At 66.0% G+C, this 512-nt stretch carries 1 protein-coding gene; it reads right to left on the bottom strand.

The window, feature by feature from the left end; translation table 11 throughout:
• The coding region (locus O7A70_RS33970; protein ID WP_337144228.1) for an IS256 family transposase at window positions 1–512 on the bottom strand (512 nt) is incomplete at both ends.

Below are 512 nucleotides of genomic sequence, written 5' to 3'. Positions count from 1 at the left end.
GTGGACTTCAGGTGCTTGTGATGCTGGCGCGGCAGGCGAAAGAAGGTCATCGTGCTCTCGATGGTTTCCTCCGCCCACGTCGTCAGTCGTGGGTAGCGGCCCGACCATTTGGCAAGCCACGCGGCGAGATCGGCCTTGGCCTCGGCGAGATCGCGCCGGTCGTAGAGCCAGCGCAGTTCCTGCAGGCAGTCGTCGCCGTGCTTCCTCGGCAGGTGATCGAGCGCGTTCCTGAGGAAGTGGACGTAGCAGCGCTGCCATGCCGCTTCCGGGATGACTTCGCCGATCGCCGCGACCAGGCCGGCATGATCGTCTGACACGACCAACTCGACGCCCCTGAGGCCGCGCGCCTTCAAGCCGACGAGGAAGTCCCTCCAGGCCGAGCGGCTTTCGCGATTGGCCATCTCCACAGCCAGGATCTGACGCCGGCCGTCCCAGTCGATGCCAACCGCGATCAGCACCGCCTGGCTCATGACGATGCCGGCTTCGCGCACCTTCTCGTAGCGGGCATCGAG

The organism is Mesorhizobium sp. Cs1299R1N1, assembly GCF_037179655.1.
GTDB classification, from domain to species: domain Bacteria; phylum Pseudomonadota; class Alphaproteobacteria; order Rhizobiales; family Rhizobiaceae; genus Mesorhizobium; species Mesorhizobium salmacidum.
Note: the sequence above shows the minus strand (reverse complement) of the source record. Positions and strands in the feature narration are given on the sequence as shown.